A 15,221-nucleotide genomic window follows, 5' to 3' on the forward strand; every position below is an offset into this window, starting at 1 on the left:
AGGGGTGTGGTCTCCACCCTCCTGCGCCGCACCCCCGCCGGGCATCCACACGGCATCGGCAAGGAGTCGCGTATTCTCAAGGTCGTGCCCCTCGCCCAGGTGATCGGCCTGCGGGCCTTCCACGTGACCTCGGGACCGATGCCGCGTTCCCACATCCACCCCGAGCTGGAGTTCAACCTCGTCCTGTCCGGCACCGCCCGCTACACCACCGCGGCGGGCGCGGTGGACCTGCCGCGCGGCAGGCTCGCCGTCTTCTGGGGCGGCTACCCGCACCGGCTGGTGTCCGAGCGCGACGTCGACTTCCTCTGGGTGACCGTCCCGCTGAGCGCCGTCATCGGCCAGCCCGCCCTGCAGAGCGCCCTCGACCGCCTCCTGCAGGGCCATTTCCTGTACGGCACCGCCCGCGAATCCGCCCACGACCGCTTCCTCATGCGCCGCTGGGAGGAGGAGCTGCGCCTCGGCCGCCGCCCGGTGGCCGGCGAAGCCGAGATCTGCCTGCTGGAGCTCCACGCCAGGCTCGCCCGCCTGGCGACCGGCAGGCGAGCGGCCACCGGCGCCGTGGAGGCCCGCTCGGCCGAACGCATGCTCGCCGTCATCGCCCGCGGCTACACCGGCGACCTCACCGTGGAGGAGATCGCGCAGGCGGCCGGAGTCCACCCCACCTACGCGGCCCTGGCCTTCAAGCAGGCGCTCGGCATGCCCGTCTGGCAGTACGTCACCCAGCTCCGCCTCGCCCACGCCCGCCGCCTGCTGTCCGGCACCGACTGGGGCGTGGACCGGATCGCGCACGCCAGCGGCTTCCAGACCCGCTCCAGCTTCTACCGCGCCTTCCGCCAGGCCCACGACCAGACCCCCACCGAGTACCGGTCGGCCGGCGGGACGTAAGGTCGTCGCATGAGAACGGGCGACCTCGTCGAGGACTTCGAGCTTCCCGACGAGACGGGCCGGCCGCGCCGGCTGTCGGACCTGCTGGCGGACGGTCCCGTGGTGCTTTTCTTCTTCCCCGCGGCGATGACCGCGGGCTGCACGCGCGAGGCGTGCCATTTCCGCGACCTGGCGGCCGAGTTCGCGCAGGTGTCGGCGCGGCCGGTCGGCGTGAGCACCGACGAGGTGGCGCGGCAGCGGGAGTTCACCGACACGCACCGGCTCGGCTACCCGCTCCTGTCCGACCCGGACGGGACGGTCACCGGCAGGTTCGGCGTCCGGCGGGGGCTGGCCCTGGCGCCCACCAGACGCCAGACCTTCGTGATCGGCACCGACTTCCGCGTGCTGGCGGTGATCAAGTCGGAGATCCGCATGTCCGTCCACGCCGACAAGGCCCTGGAAGCGCTAAGAGCCTGAACGGGTGGCGGACAGGTAGATCCGCCTGGTGGGGATCTCGTCCTCGTACGCCTCGCGGACGGTGACGTCGTCCACGAGGAAACCGGCCGCCTCGGCCGCGGCACGCAGCTCGGGCGCGGTGTACTCGGCCCAGTAGACCCGCAGCTCGCCGCCGAGCGGATCGGCGATGACGCCGTCGCCGTACCCCTCCTTGGCGACGACGAGGAGCTGACCGCCCGGACGGATCGCCGCGGCCCACGCGCCGAGTGCGCTCGGCAGTTCGCGCTTGGGCTGGTCGTGCAGGGAGTAGTACGACACCAGGCCGTCGAGCGCCGGCGGGACGGCTCGCTGGTCCATCACCTCGAACCGGCATCCGGGCTGCTCGCCTCCGGCCAGCTCCACGCAACGCGGCGACAGATCGATGCCGAAGGCGTCCAGACCGTGCGCGGCCAGCAGCGCGGTCACGTGACCGCAGGGCCCGCAGCCCGCGTCGCACACCCTGCCCCCGTCGCCGACCCGCTGGGCGAACGCGTCCAGGACCTCCAGGTCGAAGGGCTTGCCCGCCAGCTCGTGGCGGAACAGGCGCAGATAGTGGTCGGCGCGCGCGTCCCAGACCCGCACGACGTCCGAAGGGCCCCAATTCATGGCGACATCCGTCCCGGCCCTGAGGCCCCGCTACCCTTGCTTCGCCAGCCGATCGGCCTCCTCGATATGGTCGGTGAGGCCGAGCGTCTCCCACCGCTGGAGCGACAGCGGCACGTTGCCCTCCAGCCAGAGCCGGTCGTGGAAGGCGCCGAGATCGAACGCCGCGCCCCGGCCGCGGCGGGTGACGGCCAGCAGGTCGAGCACCTGCAGCTTGCCGATCTGATAGCTCAGCCCCTGCCCGGGGTTGCCCGCGAAGAACACGGCCTCCTCCCACGCCGTGGCCCTGTCCATCGGCACCGCGTCGGCCAGGACGTCCGCGGCCTGGTCCAGCGTGAGATCTCCGAGCGCCAGCGCGACGTCCACCTCCACCCGCAGCGCCCGCAGCCGCATGGCGTTGGCCACGAACACGGCGCTGTGCGGGGAGCCGTCGAACAGCCCCGCCTGCAGCATGAGCTCCTCGTGGTAGAAGGCGATGCCCTCGTTGGGCGCCGAGTCGTAGTAGCGGCGGCGTACCGGATCGGGGTGGTGCCACGACAGCGCCAGTTGCTGGGCGTGGACGCCCTCGTGGGCGAGCTGGACGCGCGGATCGCGGGCGGCGGCCAGCTCGAAGTACGGCAGGTCCGGCCTGGGCGGCTCGACGTATCTGATCGCGTCGGCGCCGGGACGCGACTCGACGCCGATCTCGTGCGGTACGCCGAGCCACGACAGCGGCGCCAGGTAGGCGGGCATCTCGGCGAAGAGGTAGCGGCGCAGGGTGGCGGGCTGGCTCAGCAGGCCCGAGTCCGTGTAGAAGGCCCGCAACGCCAGCTCGTCCGCCGCCTCCGTCTCGGCCAGGGCGGCGGTGCCGGCGGGCAGGGCGGGGTCGGGGACCTCGCGGTGACGGTGCTGGAGCGCGGCCTCCAGCGCCTCGGCCCGGTCCCATTCCTGGCGCCCCATGGCCCGCACCTGCCGCGCGCCGTACGGCAGGAGCGCGACCTCGTGCAGGAAGAAGGCCAGCGCGCCGGGCCCGACGGCGGTGCGGTCGTGGAAGGCGGGCAGGTGCTCGCGCAGCCAGGCGGCGAAGTCGTCGAGCGCGCGCACGGCCGCCCGCGTCGTCTCGCTCAGCCGCGCGTCGTCCGGCAGGAGCGGTGCGAGGGCGGACATCGCGGTGCTCAGGGACGGGCCCGCGTTCTCCAGCAGCGTCAGCGCCGATCGGGCGAACGGCGCCGCGGCGTGGCCCGCCAGGTTCTCCCGGCCCTGGGCCAGCACCGAGGGGACGGCGTCCAGCGCGGCGATGATCGAGGCGGCCCGCGTCACGGTGAACGGCGGCGCCGGCAGGAGCTGGTTGTAGACGGCCACCAACGCCTGGTCCAGGTAGAAGCAGGGGTTGCGCTGCCAGGCCCGCAGGACGTCCAGCTCCCATCTCACCCGGGCCAGCGCCGACCCCAGCAGCCGGGCGTCGACCCCGACCGCGACGGGCGCCCCGTCGAGGTCGAGCGCGCGCAGTTCCGCGTCGAAGGAACGCCACGTGTCCCGCCGGGCCGCCACGGCCGCCGCCGACCAGTCCGGCACCCAGCCGGGAGGACGCTCGACCCTCGTGATGTCGTCGCCGGAGTCGGGAGCGGCCGCGACCCGCCACCCCCAGAAACGTTCCGCCAGATCCCCGAGCTTCTCCGCCGTCATCTCATACCGACCTTCTGTTCGTCCGGCCCCCGGACCCCGAGGCTATCGGGCTCGCGAACCCTTTATTCCAGGCTCGCTCTGGCGGCCACGCGGCAGGCCAGTTGCAGCAGGAGGCGGTGGTCGGCGTTGTCGCCGTCCATGTCGAGCAGGTCGAGCAGCCTCTTGACCCGGTTGGCGACGGTGTTGCGGTGCACGCCGAGCGCCGCCGCCGCGTCGCGGGGTGAGCCCGGGTGGTCGAGGAAGGCCTGGAGCGTGCGGATGGCCTCGTCCTTGCGCCGCGGGCCGAGCTCGTCGAGCGGGGCCAGCAGGCGGTCGACGACGACGCGCGAGCTGTTCATGGCGTACCACTGCAGCAGCACGCGCCGGAACCCGAGGTCGCGGAAGGCGAGCGGACGGTCCTGGTGGCGGGCGGTACGCGCGGCCGCCCCGCCGGCGCGGGCCTCGGTCGCGGAGGTCTGCAGGCCTTCGAGCCCCTGGTAGGAGCCGCCGACGCCGCAGTACAGGCGCAGGCCGGCGAACTGCTCCTTGAGCCTGGCGAGGACGGCGCTCGCGGTGCGGGCGAGCGCCTTCGGCTGGGTGGCGGCGGGTTCGGACCGGTCGGTCCGCACCAGCGTGAGCGCGCTGCCGGCGTCGGCGCGCTGCCAGTCCGCGCCGTCGTTCAAGGCGGCCTGCAGCGCCAGGCGGCGGGCCTCGACCGTGAGTTCGTGGCGCGCCGCCTCGCCGCCGGTGAGGCTGTCGAGGTTGTCCAGCTCGATGTGGATCACGGTGTGCCAGCCGTCGACGACGAAGCCCGCCCGCCGCGCTCTGGCCAGCAGCGGCCCGGCGTCCTCGGGCGCGCTCAGCAGCAGCTCCGCCAGCAGTGCCGCCCGCGACGCGGCCGGTCCTTCCGAGGTACGGCGGGCCTGCTCGATCGTGTGCCCGGCCAGCGAGGCGGCCCGGTGCAGCACGAGCTGGACGACCGCGTCGGAGGCGTCCCCGGCCGGCGCGCACCGCAGCCGCGCCCGCACCGCCCCGGCGACCGTCACCGGCGCCCCCTCGCCGTCGGGGCGCTGCTCGACGGTGACGGGCAGGCCGAGTTCGCGCCCGGCCAGCGCGGCCAGTTCGCCGATCGGGTCCGGCCCGGGTTCGGCGCGGTCCAGGGCGGTCAGCGCGGCGGCCGCCCGGGAGATCGTGCGCATCGGCCCGAGGGTGAGCTCCTGCTCGATCGCGATCACGAGCCGCGCCAGGTCCGTGCCCCGCTCCACCGACAGCAGCGTGAGCTCGCGCCGCTCGGCCAGCCTGCTGACGGTCAGCGGCAGCGGCCGGTCGGGGGGCAGCCCGACCAGGGCGAGCGCGGCCACGTTCGCGCCGGCGGCGAAGCGCACCGCGACGTCCAGCAGGTCGGGGTTGATCTCGTCGGAGACCCTGCCGGTGCAGACCCCGGCCTGGCCGTGGAGGGCGGGCGGGAGTGCGCGCATGTCCTCGATGAGCGTGACCTGCGCGATGTCGCGGGAGTGCCCGGCGTCGCAGAGCACCGTGACGGCCCGGCCGATGTCGGGCCTGAGCAGGAGTTCGCGGACCACCGTCATCAGCCGCACGGTAGTCCCCGATGTGCGATGTGCACAAGATGCGTATTTGAGATGTGCTATCGCACATATCCCTTTTGTCCGGCCCGGCTTAGGGTCAGGCACAACCTTCCCGAACCCCCCAGGGAGCGCACATGATCGATGCCAAGCCACTCGACGTCGCCGACGGCATGCGGCGCCGCCGTATGCACCGGATCTTCGAGGACCGCCCGGTGCCCGCCGAGGTCCTGGGCCGGATGGCCTGGGCGGCGGCCCGCGCCCAGCAGGCCCGCTCAGGCGTACGCCACGTGGTCGTCGCCGACGATCCGGCGCTGCTGGCCACCGCGCGGCAGGTGCTGCCGGGGTTCCTGAACAACGCCCCGGCCATGCTCGCCCTGTGCACCGACCTCGACCAGGCCGGCACGAACGGCGGCCCGCGCATGGTCGAGCACGTCAGCCGCCTGGACTCCGGCGCGGCCTGCGCGCACCTCGCGCTCATGGCGCAGACGCTGGACCTGGGCATCTGCACCGTCACCAGCTGGGCGGACGAGGCGGTCCGCGCCCTGTTCGGGCTGCCCGCGCACATCCGCCCCGACGTGACGGTCGCCGTCGGCTACGTCACCAAGGAGACGGCCTCGCCCGCGGTGCGCGGATTCAGCTCGGGGCTGCATCACAACGCCTTCGGCGCCGCGTTCGAGGACGGCGCGCGATGACCGCGGCCGGCGAGGAACTGGACCGCGCCCTCTACGAGACCGTCACGGTGCTGGTCTGCAGCGCGCCGCTCGCCCTGGACGAGACCAGGCTGCTGTCGGCGTTCCGCATGCTCGACGCGGCCGACCGGCTCATGGGGATCATGGCCGATCACGACGACGACTTCCTGCGGCGGGCGCGGGCCGACTTCGCCGCCCACCGCATGCTGGCCATGACGGACCAGGCCGCCTTCACCGGCTGGATGTCGCGGTACGTGGCCGAGTTCGCCGAGCAGGCGCTGCGCCGTACCCGCGCGCAGGGGGTGTGAGCGGGATGGGCGTCGAGGAACGCATCAGGGAACTCGGCCTCGTCCTGCCCGCGCCGCTCATCCCGCCGGACGGGCTGCGGCTGCCCTTCCCGTCGGTGCGGGTGCGGGGGAACCGGGCCTATCTGTCCGGGCACGGGCCGCTGCTGCCCGACTGGTCGGTGGACGGCCCGGCCGGGCGGGTCGGTGCCGAGGTGAGCGTCGAGGAGGGCTACGCGGCGGCCAGGACGACCGGGCTGCACATGGTCACCAGCCTGCGCGCGGCCCTCGGCGACCTGGACAGGGTGACGGCCTGGCTGCGGGTGTTCGGCATGGTCAACGCGGCACCGGGCTTCACCCGCATGCCCGCGGTGATCAACGGCTTCTCCGACCTGGTTCACCAGCTGTGGCCGGAGGAGAGCGCGTCGCACGCGCGCTCGGCCGTGGGAGTCGCTTCGCTCCCGTTCGGCATTCCCGTGGAGATCGAAGCCGAAGTGGAGATCGACGGATGAACCATCAGGAGGTGGGTTCGTGAACAGCATCACGCTCGACGACGTCGAGGACCTCGCGCTCGGCGCGGTCGTCCTGGGCACCGGCGGAGGCGGTGACCCCTACATCGCGAAGATCATGCTGCGCGAGGCCATCGCCAAGCACGGCCCCATCGAGATCGTCAACGCCGCTGACCTCGACCCGGACGGCCTGCTCCTGCCGATTTGCATGGTCGGGGCGCCCACGGTGGTCGTGGAGAAGTTCCCGAACGGCAACGAGGCCGGCCGGGTCCTCAGAGCCCTGGAAAGCCACCTCGGCCGCACGGGCGTGGCGGTGTTACCGCTGGAGAACGGCGGCCTGAACTCGTTGTTCCCGCTCGTGGTCGCCGCCGAGCTGGGGCTGCCCTGCGTGGACGCCGACGCGATCAGGCGCGCGTTCCCGCAGATCGAGATGAGCCTGTTCACCCTCGCCGGGCTCTCCTCCACGCCCATGACCATGGCCGACTCCATGGGCAACTACGTGTTCTTCGACTCCGTCGACAACGCCACCGGCGAGAAGCTGGCCCGCTCGTGCGTGGCGCAGATGGGGATGCTCGCGGTGGTCAGCGCCTATGCCGTCACCGCCGGCGAGTGCGCGCGGTTCGGTGCGAACGGCTCGCTGACCTACTGCCTGGAGATCGGGCGCAGGATCCGGGCGATCCAGGAGGGCAGGGCGGGGGCGTACGCGGAGTTCCTGCGGTTCTGCGAGGCCGAGATCCTGTTCACCGGCAAGGTGGCCGACATCGAACGCCGCACCACCGGCGGCTGGGCCCGCGGCACGATCACGCTGACCCACCTCGACGACCCCGGCCGCGCCATGCGCGTGGAAGTGCAGAACGAGAATCTGATCGCCTTCGAGGACGGCGAGCCGAAGGCCATGGTCCCCGACCTCATCACGCTGCTCGACACCGAGACCGGCACCGCCATGACCACCGAGGCGGTCGCCTACGGCCAGCGGCTGCACGTGATCGCGATGCCGGCGCTGCCGCAGTGGCACACGCCGGAGGGGCTCGCGCTGGCCGGGCCGCGCGCGTTCGGCTACGACCTCGACTTCGTGCCCATCGGAGGGACCCGATGACGACCATCCGCATCGGCATCGACGTCGGCGGCACCAACACCGACGTCGTCGCCATCGACCCCGCCGGGCAGGTCGTGACGTGGCACAAGACCCCGACGACCGCGACGCTCTTCGACGGCATCGGGATTGGCCTTTCCGCCGTGCTCGCCCGGGTACGGCCCGCCGACGTCAGCCACGTGATGCTCGGCACCACCCACCCGGTCAACGCGCTCATCGCCAGAAACAACCTGGCCAGGGTCGGCGTGCTGCGCATCGGCGCCCCGGCCACGATGTCGATCTCGCCGCTGGCGGACTGGCCGCGGGACCTGGCCGAGCTGGTGTGCGCGTACAGCGCGGTCGTGCGCGGGGGCCACGAGTTCGACGGCAGCCCGATGGGCCCCCTCGACGAGGACGCCGTGCGCGCCTTCGCCAAGGCCTGCGGCACCACCGTCGACGCCATCGCGCTGACCGGCGTGCACTCCCCGGCCAACCCCGAGCACGAGATCCGCGCCGGGCAGATCCTCGCCGAAGAACTCGGCCAGAACTTCCCCGTCACCCTGGGACACCAGATCGGCGGCCTCGGCCTGCTCGAACGCGAGAACTCCGCGACACTCAACGCGGCGCTGCGCTTCGTCGGCGCGGAGGTGGTGACCGGCCTCGAACAGGCGCTGTCCGCGCACCGCCTGCGGGCGGAGATCTACATGACGCAGAACGACGGCACGCTGCTGAGCGCGGCGGAGGCGGCACGCCGGCCGGTCATGACGATCGGGTCCGGCCCGACGAACTCCATGCGCGGCGCCGCCCACCTGTCCGGGCTGGCCGACGCGATCATCATGGACGTCGGCGGCACCTCCACCGACGTCGGCATGCTCGTCAACGGCTTCCCGCGCGAGTCGGCCCTCCCGGTCGAGATCGGCGGCGTACGGACGAACTACCGCATGCCCGACCTCATCTCCGTCGGCCTCGGCGGCGGAACGGTGGTCTACGCGGACCTGGACCTGCGGATCGGGCCGGACAGCGTCGCGCACCGGCTGACCGAACGCGCCCGCGTCTTCGGCGGCGACACGCTCACCCTCACCGACGTGTCGGTCCTGGCCGGACGCCTGACGGCGGGCGAGCCGGGCCGCGCCGCCGACGTGTCCCGCCCGCTCGTCGACCAGGCCCTGTCCTGGGTGGACGAGCGGATCGGCAGGCTGGCCGACCGCATCAAGGTGGCCCGCTCCGACCTGCCGCTGGTCGCCGTCGGCGGCGGCGCGCACCTGATCCCGGACGAGATCCCGGGCGTCAGCGTCGTGCACCGCCACGAGTACGCGGCGGTCGCCAACGCCATCGGCGCCGCCATCGCCGAGGCGTCCGGGACGCTGGACCGGACCTACCAGTTCTCCGACGGCGGCCGCGAGGCCTGCCTCGAAGCCGCGAGGCGCGCCGCCGTCGACGCCGCGGTACGCGCCGGAGCCGACCCCGCCGGCACGCGCATCACCGCCATCACCGAGATCCCCATCTCCTACCTGCCCGGCGACAGCGTCCGCGTCCAGGTGAAGGCGACCGGCCCGCTGACCTGACCGTGGTCATGAGCCGGCGAAACGGGCGGCCGCGGCTCCGGACAGCCGCCCGGCGGGCAGTTTCCTGCCGGTGACGGCCAGCAGGATGTCCTGGGCCTGGCCGCTGACCAGGTCGCCCGTGCCGGCGCTCCAGTCGAGGTCGTCGGCGGCGAAGCGGACCCCGTCGAGGTCGGCGCCGAAGAACGTGACGCTCTTGGCCGTCAGGTCGGCGGGCATCGCCGGCAGGAGGCGATCCGGCGGGACCTTCCTGTCCAGCCCGAGCGGGAGCGTGATGTCGAGCCCGTGGATCACGTCATGGCGCAGCGCCTCCGCGGGCCCGCCGCCCGGCGGGGTCCAGGGGTGCCCGGCGTTGTCGCTCAGGGCCGCCACGAGTCGCCCGGTGTCCATGGCCGCGGCGTCGCGCCTGGCCAGACGGTCGCAGGCCCGGTGGAAGTCGCCGCGGGCACGCAGGATGGACAGGACGACTCGTGGCGTGGAATACCTGAAGGCCATCGACAGGTGGGCGGCGACCTCGCGTACTCGCCAGCCCGCGCACAGCGAGGGCGTCTGCCACTGCTCGGGGGTCAGCCCGGCAAGGAGGGCGGCCAGGTCGCGGCGCTCGGCGGCGATGGCCGCCTGGATGTCGGTCATGGTTCTGCCTTTCTCCGATGCGTGCTCACGCCTCATGACGCGTGAGCACCCGGAGAATCGACAGCCCCTCAGCGGTCAGATGGGATCGCACACCGGGACGGTCTCGTAGTCTTCCCCCGCCACCGGGCGGATGTCCTGCCAGTGCACCCAGCGCACGTGGCCGCTGTGCCGTACGCCCTCGTGGGTGTCGAGCGTCTGCGGCCGCCACAGCAGATAGCCCCAGCGCTCGCCGTCGCGGTCGTCGCCCCAGGCGAGCAGGTAGCGCGCCTCGCCGCTGTCGGCCACCGGAAACATCGCCTCCGCGTACTCCACGATCGGCGGACGCCACAGATCGGGCAAACCCTTCGGTTTCAGCTCCATGCGATCATTATATAGGAACAGGTGTTCGACATGGGGCGGATTGGACCGAGTTCTCGGACTCTCGCCGGGCGCCGGTCGATGTCGCCGGCCAGGCATTCGGCGGCCTAGGCCGGTCGGTAGCCCACCTGGCGGAGCAGTGCGAGGAAGTAGGCCTTGACGGCCTCGGGGGGCTGGGTGTCGGGGTAGGCGCCGAGGTGGTGGAGTATCGCTCCGTTGAGCATCTCCAGGACGACCTGGACGTCCCGCTCGGGCGGCAGCCGCCCGAGTTCGCGGGTGCGCAGCAGCGCCGCGTGCTCGGCCGCCGCGCGCCGCCCGCCGTGTGAGTTCCGGTACGCCAGCAGCAGTTCGGGGTAGTCGTCCACCGCGCCATAGAGCCGGCGCAGCATGCGGCGGTTGCGGGGCTCGCTCAGGTAGCGCGCCCAGTCGTCGAGCATGTGCTCGGTGTCCGGCCACTCCAGCGCCTCGGGATCGTGGTCCTGGTGCGCGGACTCGATGGCCTGGATCAGCAGCGTCGTCTTGTCGGGGAATCTGCGGTAGACGGTGGCCCGCGTCACCCCGGCGCGCTGGGCGACCCGCTCGATGCTGGTGTCGGCGGCGCCGCGCTCGATCAGCAGGTCGAGGGCGGCCGCGAGCACGTCCGCGTCCACCTTCTGGCTGCGGGGCCGCCCGGGGGAGCGCGAGGTGTGCGCGGTGTCGGTCATGTCCAGGTACCTCCTCGGGCGGGAGCATAGTGCCTAGTTACAATACAGAGCTGTACTGTATCGTAACCGGCTATCCCGAGAGAGACAGGAAACGGTCATGAGTGCTTACGTGCTCGGCTTCCACGACATCGACAAGACCCGGATCGGCCTGGCCGGAGGCAAGGGCGCCAACCTCGGCGAGCTGTCGTCCGTCCCCGGGGTCCGCGTGCCGGACGGCTTCTGCGTCACCACCGACGCCTACCTGGACGTCGTGGAGCGCGAGCCGTCGATCGGCGCGCTGATCGACGCGCTGTCCGGGCTGCGCGCCGACGACCGCGAGGGCCTCGCCGCCGCGTGCGCCCGCCTGCGCGCCGCCATCGAGCACCTGCCCGTCCCCGAGCGGATCCGGTACGACATCGTCGCCCGCCTCGGCCGGATGGGTGGCGAGAACGTGCCCTGCGCGGTGCGTTCCAGCGCCACGGCCGAGGACCTGCCGTCCAGTTCCTTCGCCGGCCAGCAGGACACCTACCTGAACGTGCGCGGCGCCGACGCGGTGATCGACGCCGTCCGGCGGTGCTGGGCGTCGCTGTTCACCGACCGCGCGAGCGCGTACCGCGTCAGGAACGGCTTCGACCACCGGGCGGTCCGCCTGGCGGTGGTCGTCCAGGAGATGGTCTTCCCCGAGGCGGCGGGCATCATGTTCACCGCCGACCCGGTCTCCGCCAACCGCGCGGTCGTCTCGATCGACGCCGGGTTCGGGCTGGGGGAGGCGTTCGTCTCCGGGCTGGTCAACGCCGACAACTACCGGGTCAGATCCGGCCGGATCATCGACACGAAGATCGCCGTGCAGACGAAGGAACTGCGTGCCCGGCCCGACGGCGGCACAGAGGAACGCCCGGTCGAACCCGCCAGGCAGCACGCGCAGACGCTCGACGACGCGCGGATCCTGCGGCTCGAAGCCCTGGGGCGGACGATCGAGGCGCACTTCGGCGCGCCCCAGGACATCGAGTGGGCGCTGCGCGACGGCGAGTTCCACATCCTGCAGAGCCGGCCGATCACCACGCTCTACCCCGTGCCGCCCGCCGCCGACGGCAAGAACCACGTCTACATCTCCTACGGGCACCGGCAGATGATGACCGACGCCTTCGCGCCGCTGGGGCTGTCGTTCTTCGCGCTGCTGCACGACAAGCTGGGCCGTACGGCGGGTGTCGTGGCCGGCAACCGCTTCTACAAGGACGTCTCAGCCGAGCTCACCTCGTTCTGGGCCAGGCCCGCGACGCTCAAGAGCCTGGACCAGGTCGACGTGCTGATGGCCGACGCCCTGCGCGCCGTGCTGAAGCGCAAGGACTTCGCCGCCTCGCTGGCGCGCGGCAGGACCTCCATGCTGGACTTCGGCGCGGGCGGCCCGCTGCCGATCGTCCGGCAGTACCTCAAGCTGGCCCGCGAGGACGATCCCGGCGTCGTGCCCGCGCTCATCGCGCACACCGAGGAGACGGTGGAGCGGCTGCGGCGCGAGATCGACGGGGCGTCGGGCGAGGACCTGTTCGCCCGCATCGAAGCCGACCACGAGGTGCTGGCCGAGCTCACGTTCGACCCGCGCAGCGTGGCGGCGGCCTTCCTCGGCATCCAGTCGGTGAACTGGGTCAACAAGCACATGAAGGCCTGGCTGGGCGTCTCCAACGCCGCCGACGCCGTCGCCCAGTCCGCCGACCACAACGTGGTGGCCGCCATGGGACTGGACCTGCTGGACGTCGCCGACGTGGTGCGCGGGCACCCGGACATCGTGCGCTACCTGGAGACGGCCGGGCGCGAGACGTTCTTCGACGGGCTGGCCGCCTTCGCGGGCGGCTCCGCCGTACAGGCCGCGATCAAGGACTATCTGCGCAGGTACGGCATGCACTGCGCGGGCGACATCGACCTCACCAGGACCCGCTGGAGCGAGGATCCGACGCTGCTCGTCCCGCTCCTGCTCAGCGGCGTCAGGAACTTCCCGCCCGGCGAGCGCCGCCGCAAGGCGGAGCGGGGCCGCGCCGAGGCGGAACGCGCCATGACCGACCTGCTCGACCGCCTGCGGAAGCTGCCCGGCGGCGCGCGCAAGGCGAGGAAGGCGGCCAGGAAGATGAGCCTGATCCGGCACTTCATCGGCTACCGCGAATACTCCAAGCACTCGCTGCTGCTGCGCTACGAGATCTACAAGCGGGCGCTCATGGACGAGGCGGCCAAGCTGGTCGCGCGCGGGGTCATCAGGGCGCCCGAGGACGTGTACTACCTGTCCATCGAGGAGTTCAGGGACGCCGTCCGCACCGGCGGCCTCGACCCGGCCCTCATCGAGCGGCGGCGGGAAGAGCACGAGACGTTCGGGAAGCTCACGCCGCCGAGGGTGATCACCTCCGAGGGCGAGGTGATCAGCGGCGAGTACGACGCGGGCGGCCTGCCGGACGGGGCGCTGGCGGGCATCGCCGTGTCGTCGGGCGTCGTCGAGGGCCGGGCGCGGGTCATCCTGAACATCGCCGAGGCCGACGTGCGCGAGGGGGACATCCTCGTCACGGTGTTCACCGACCCGAGCTGGTCCCCGCTGTTCGTCTCGGTCAAGGGCGTCGTCATGGAGGTCGGCGGGGTGATGACGCACGGCGCGGTGGTGGCCCGCGAGTACGGGCTGCCCGCGGTCGCCGGCGTCGAGGGGGCCACCAGCCGGATCAAGGACGGGCAGCTCATCCGGGTGAACGGCGCCGAGGGCTACGTCGAGATCCTCCCTGACCCATCGGCAGATGTCGCGGACGGCGTCGCCGACCCGCGCAGGATCGGCCGGGCCGCCGGCTACTGACCGATCAGGGCCTGGGCGGTGGCGGCGGCCTGGGCGGCGACCGCCGGGATGCTCGACGTCACGAACGTCCCGCCCGCCGCCAGATCGCCGACGACGTGCAGCGGAGTGCCGGCCGGCGTTTCCAGCCCGCCCCCGGGGCCCCTGGCCGCCAGGCCCTCGGCCAGCAGCGAGGCGACCAGGGACGCGGCCGCCTCGGGCACCGCGTGCGGCGGCGGGTTGACCGCGTTGACCACGATGTCGGCATGCCGGTCGGCGCCGGTGGTCGTGATGTGGAAGCCCGGGTGCGACGGCACGATCGCGCGGGGGCCGCGGGCGAGCGTGAGCTGCCCGGCCGCCAGCAAGCGGTCGAGCCGGACGGCGTTCACCGGCACCATCGGCGAGCTGACGCTGACGGCCGTGCGGTGGTGCGCACCGGTCAGCCGGTCGCGGTCCTCCAGAACGCTCCAGGCCAGCGGGCCGAGCGTGTGCGCCGCCTGCTGCACGATCCGGCGGCCCAGCTCCGGGGCGTCGATCGCGGCGAGCTGGCGGCGCAGCCGTACGACCGGATCGTCGAGCGGGGTGGCGAGCAGGTCGGCGGCGAAGGCGTCGAAGTCCTCGCCCAGCTCGTCCAGCTCCGCGCGCACCAGCCGGGCCACGTCGCCGGTCGTGCGGACCTCACGCAGACGGTCCGCCGTCAGGTGCCGCGGCTCGTGGCGGACCGGCCGCTGCCACACGTGGGGCAGGACGCCGCTGCGCGACATCAGGGTGATCGGGCCCGCGTGGCCCGCCGACGCGAGCGCGACCACCACGTCGACCGCGGTCAGCCCGCTGCCGATCACCGCGACCGCGCCGTCGCGCGGCACCTCCCGCACGGTGCGGGCGAGCGGGTAGGGATCGGGGACGTAGCCGGGCGTGCCCGCCAGGCCGAAGAGATCGTGCGGAGTCCCGCTGCCGACGCACAACACCATCCGGTCCACCGCCCGCTCGTGGCCGCCGGACGTGCGCACCACCAGATCCGCGCCACGCCGCGAGACGCCGGTTACCCGGTCGCGGCGGACGTCCACCGGCAGCCGCGCCGCCGCCGCGGTGGCGACCTCGTGCAGGTACTCGCCGTACAGGGCGCGCGGTACCAGCGGCGCGCCGAGCCGCTCGTCCAGGTGCGCCGCCGCCCGCTCGCCGAGCCAGCGCGCGTAGTGCCCCTGGTCGCCGTGGCGGATCGACATGATCACGGGCGGCGCGTTCACCCGCACGGCGTCGAGGTCGGGCCCGTACGCCCGCCCGCTCCACAGCCGCGCCGACGGCTCGAACACGGTGACGGAGGCGGGCCGCGCGTCCAGCCGGGCGAGGGAGTCGAGCAGGGCGACCGCGGCGGCCCCGCCTCCGACGATGGCGATTCTCATGGGGGAGATGCTGGCCGCCGCCCCGCCCCCGGGCCCA

The 15,221-nt window shown here is 73.0% G+C and carries 15 protein-coding genes; 8 read left to right on the forward strand and 7 right to left on the reverse strand.

Translation table 11 applies throughout. From position 1 onward, the window contains the following. Positions 1–6: 6 nt before the first annotated feature. The gene (locus ACFWYW_RS51930) at positions 7–885 is read left to right on the forward strand and encodes a helix-turn-helix domain-containing protein (RefSeq protein WP_379619834.1); all 879 of its coding nucleotides are present in this window, start codon (positions 7–9) and stop codon (positions 883–885) included. A 9-nt stretch (positions 886–894) separates the two neighbouring features. After that, the gene (locus ACFWYW_RS51935; protein WP_379619831.1) at positions 895–1,341 is read left to right on the forward strand and encodes a peroxiredoxin; all 447 of its coding nucleotides are present in this window, start codon (positions 895–897) and stop codon (positions 1,339–1,341) included. On the opposite strand, the gene ACFWYW_RS51940 is transcribed toward ACFWYW_RS51935, so the two are convergent. From ACFWYW_RS51940 to ACFWYW_RS51950, 3 genes are all read right to left on the reverse strand, one after another. After that, entirely contained in the window at positions 1,330–1,965 is a 636-nt protein-coding gene (locus tag ACFWYW_RS51940) for a class I SAM-dependent methyltransferase (RefSeq protein WP_379619829.1), read from the reverse strand. The genes ACFWYW_RS51935 and ACFWYW_RS51940 overlap by 12 nt on opposite strands. 30 nt (positions 1,966–1,995) lie before the next feature. Further along, complete coding sequence (locus ACFWYW_RS51945) at positions 1,996–3,627, reverse strand: DUF885 family protein (RefSeq protein ID WP_379619827.1); 1,632 nt, start codon at positions 3,625–3,627, stop codon at positions 1,996–1,998. Between the two features lie 62 nt (positions 3,628–3,689). Next, positions 3,690–5,195, reverse strand: coding sequence for a PucR family transcriptional regulator (locus ACFWYW_RS51950; protein WP_379619825.1), 1,506 nt, complete (start codon positions 5,193–5,195; stop codon positions 3,690–3,692). Between the two features lie 131 nt (positions 5,196–5,326). Here ACFWYW_RS51950 and ACFWYW_RS51955 point away from each other — a divergent pair, with 131 nt between their 5' ends. From ACFWYW_RS51955 to ACFWYW_RS51975, 5 genes are read left to right on the forward strand one after another with little or no spacing between them, the layout of a single operon-like run. Further along, on the forward strand, positions 5,327–5,884 hold the full coding sequence (locus tag ACFWYW_RS51955) for a nitroreductase family protein (RefSeq protein WP_379619823.1): 558 nt from the start codon (positions 5,327–5,329) through the stop codon (positions 5,882–5,884). Beyond that, positions 5,881–6,189 (forward strand): DUF6092 family protein, encoded by a 309-nt coding sequence (locus tag ACFWYW_RS51960; RefSeq protein WP_379619821.1) that lies wholly within the window; start codon positions 5,881–5,883, stop codon positions 6,187–6,189. The genes ACFWYW_RS51955 and ACFWYW_RS51960 overlap by 4 nt, the downstream gene beginning before the upstream one ends. A gap of 5 nt (positions 6,190–6,194) precedes the next feature. Further along, complete coding sequence (locus tag ACFWYW_RS51965; protein WP_379619819.1) at positions 6,195–6,677, forward strand: RidA family protein; 483 nt, start codon at positions 6,195–6,197, stop codon at positions 6,675–6,677. Positions 6,678–6,696: 19 nt separating this feature from the next. After that, positions 6,697–7,770 (forward strand): DUF917 domain-containing protein, encoded by a 1,074-nt coding sequence (locus ACFWYW_RS51970; protein ID WP_379619817.1) that lies wholly within the window; start codon positions 6,697–6,699, stop codon positions 7,768–7,770. Next, on the forward strand, positions 7,767–9,311 hold the full coding sequence (locus ACFWYW_RS51975) for a hydantoinase/oxoprolinase N-terminal domain-containing protein (RefSeq protein WP_379619815.1): 1,545 nt from the start codon (positions 7,767–7,769) through the stop codon (positions 9,309–9,311). The genes ACFWYW_RS51970 and ACFWYW_RS51975 overlap by 4 nt, the downstream gene beginning before the upstream one ends. A gap of 6 nt (positions 9,312–9,317) precedes the next feature. Here ACFWYW_RS51975 and ACFWYW_RS51980 read toward each other — a convergent pair whose 3' ends face one another. From ACFWYW_RS51980 to ACFWYW_RS51990, 3 genes are all read right to left on the reverse strand, one after another. Continuing rightward, complete coding sequence (locus ACFWYW_RS51980) at positions 9,318–9,941, reverse strand: maleylpyruvate isomerase family mycothiol-dependent enzyme (RefSeq protein ID WP_379619814.1); 624 nt, start codon at positions 9,939–9,941, stop codon at positions 9,318–9,320. A gap of 75 nt (positions 9,942–10,016) precedes the next feature. Next, entirely contained in the window at positions 10,017–10,301 is a 285-nt protein-coding gene (locus tag ACFWYW_RS51985) for a hypothetical protein (protein WP_379619812.1), read from the reverse strand. 104 nt (positions 10,302–10,405) lie between these two features. Beyond that, positions 10,406–11,002: a TetR/AcrR family transcriptional regulator gene (locus tag ACFWYW_RS51990; protein WP_379619810.1), complete on the reverse strand. Its 597-nt coding sequence runs from the start codon at positions 11,000–11,002 to the stop codon at positions 10,406–10,408. Between the two features lie 97 nt (positions 11,003–11,099). On the opposite strand from ACFWYW_RS51990, the gene rph reads away from it, so the two are divergent. Further along, positions 11,100–13,805 carry a rifamycin-inactivating phosphotransferase gene (gene rph / locus ACFWYW_RS51995; RefSeq protein ID WP_379619808.1) on the forward strand — a complete coding sequence of 902 codons (2,706 nt, stop codon included), beginning with the start codon at positions 11,100–11,102 and terminating at the stop codon, positions 13,803–13,805. Here the strand turns inward: rph and ACFWYW_RS52000 are convergent. After that, positions 13,799–15,184 (reverse strand): FAD/NAD(P)-binding protein, encoded by a 1,386-nt coding sequence (locus tag ACFWYW_RS52000; RefSeq protein WP_379619806.1) that lies wholly within the window; start codon positions 15,182–15,184, stop codon positions 13,799–13,801. The genes rph and ACFWYW_RS52000 overlap by 7 nt on opposite strands. Positions 15,185–15,221 lie beyond the last annotated feature (37 nt).

Origin of the sequence: Nonomuraea sp. NPDC059023, assembly GCF_042740095.1 — a bacterium.
In the GTDB taxonomy this organism is placed as follows: domain Bacteria; phylum Actinomycetota; class Actinomycetes; order Streptosporangiales; family Streptosporangiaceae; genus Nonomuraea.

Coding starts and splice junctions, on each gene's coding strand:
- ACFWYW_RS51960 (WP_379619821.1), top strand. CDS start 5,881: ATGACCGCGGCCGGCGAGGAACTGGACCGCGCCCTCTACGAGACCGTC.
- ACFWYW_RS51955 (WP_379619823.1), top strand. CDS start 5,327: ATGATCGATGCCAAGCCACTCGACGTCGCCGACGGCATGCGGCGCCGC.
- ACFWYW_RS51980 (WP_379619814.1), bottom strand. CDS start 9,941: ATGACCGACATCCAGGCGGCCATCGCCGCCGAGCGCCGCGACCTGGCC.
- ACFWYW_RS51940 (WP_379619829.1), bottom strand. CDS start 1,965: ATGAATTGGGGCCCTTCGGACGTCGTGCGGGTCTGGGACGCGCGCGCC.
- ACFWYW_RS51945 (WP_379619827.1), bottom strand. CDS start 3,627: ATGACGGCGGAGAAGCTCGGGGATCTGGCGGAACGTTTCTGGGGGTGG.
- ACFWYW_RS52000 (WP_379619806.1), bottom strand. CDS start 15,184: ATGAGAATCGCCATCGTCGGAGGCGGGGCCGCCGCGGTCGCCCTGCTC.
- ACFWYW_RS51990 (WP_379619810.1), bottom strand. CDS start 11,002: ATGACCGACACCGCGCACACCTCGCGCTCCCCCGGGCGGCCCCGCAGC.
- ACFWYW_RS51985 (WP_379619812.1), bottom strand. CDS start 10,301: ATGGAGCTGAAACCGAAGGGTTTGCCCGATCTGTGGCGTCCGCCGATC.
- ACFWYW_RS51965 (WP_379619819.1), top strand. CDS start 6,195: ATGGGCGTCGAGGAACGCATCAGGGAACTCGGCCTCGTCCTGCCCGCG.
- rph (WP_379619808.1), top strand. CDS start 11,100: ATGAGTGCTTACGTGCTCGGCTTCCACGACATCGACAAGACCCGGATC.
- ACFWYW_RS51975 (WP_379619815.1), top strand. CDS start 7,767: ATGACGACCATCCGCATCGGCATCGACGTCGGCGGCACCAACACCGAC.
- ACFWYW_RS51935 (WP_379619831.1), top strand. CDS start 895: ATGAGAACGGGCGACCTCGTCGAGGACTTCGAGCTTCCCGACGAGACG.
- ACFWYW_RS51950 (WP_379619825.1), bottom strand. CDS start 5,195: ATGACGGTGGTCCGCGAACTCCTGCTCAGGCCCGACATCGGCCGGGCC.